The following is a 933-nucleotide window of genomic DNA, read 5'->3' on the forward strand; positions in this document are numbered from 1 at the left end:
AAATACAGACAATGAACAAGAAAGATATGTGGAGTGATTGTAATGAACAAACGAACAAATGGCTGGATAAATGGTTTTATAGGCGTACTCATTTTCAGCGGCTCGCTGCCTGCGACCCGTTTGGCTGTGTCAGACTTCGATCCGTTATTTCTCACAGTTTGCCGCGCTGCGATAGCTGGTGTACTGGCGGGAGGTCTCCTTCTCATCTTCCGGCAGCAGCATCCTGCCAAAAGAGACCTCATTTCATTATTAGTGGTAGCGTTTGGCGTAGTGATTGGTTTCCCGTTGCTGACAGCTTTAGCGCTTCAGCATGTCACATCCGCACACGCCATTGTCTTCATTGGACTTCTTCCACTCGCAACGGCAGTCTTCGGCGTACTGCGCGGGGGTGAACGCCCTCGGCCCGTCTTCTGGATTTTCTCAGCTGCCGGCAGCTTGTTAGTAGCAGGTTTCGCCCTCATTCAGGGGGGAGGTTCATCCCCGCTTGGCGACGCGTACATGCTGGCTTCTATTGTCGTATGCGGTCTTGGTTATGCAGAAGGGGCCAAACTTTCACGGCGTCTGGGGAATTGGCAGGTGATCTCATGGGCACTCGTTCTGTCGCTTCCTCTTATGCTGCCATTGTCGTTCTTTTTTACGCCGGACTCATGGTCGGCGATCGGCGTTCCCGCGCTGCTCAGTCTTGCATATGTATCCTTATTCAGCATGCTGATTGGCTTCGTGTTCTGGTATCGAGGTCTTGCCCAAGGGGGAATTGCAGCGGTTGGGCAGCTCCAGCTTCTCCAGCCTTTTTTTGGACTGCTGCTTGCCTCAGTGATACTGCACGAGAAAGTAGGCTGGGCACTCGTAGCAGTGAATATCGCCGTTATCATGTGCGTTGCCGCAGCTCGGCGATTTGCAAAGTAAGGCAGACCATTAAGCATAAACTTCAAA

General features: G+C 52.1%; 1 protein-coding gene. It reads left to right on the top strand.

Translation table 11 applies throughout. The features are described 5' to 3' along the window. The first annotated feature begins 42 nt into the window (after positions 1–42). Positions 43–906 carry a DMT family transporter gene (locus ACWHAR_RS24310; protein WP_041057114.1) on the top strand — a complete coding sequence of 288 codons (864 nt, stop codon included), beginning with the start codon at positions 43–45 and terminating at the stop codon, positions 904–906. The last annotated feature ends 27 nt before the right edge of the window (positions 907–933 follow it).

It is taken from the genome of Bacillus sp. LR--39, from assembly GCF_053613335.1.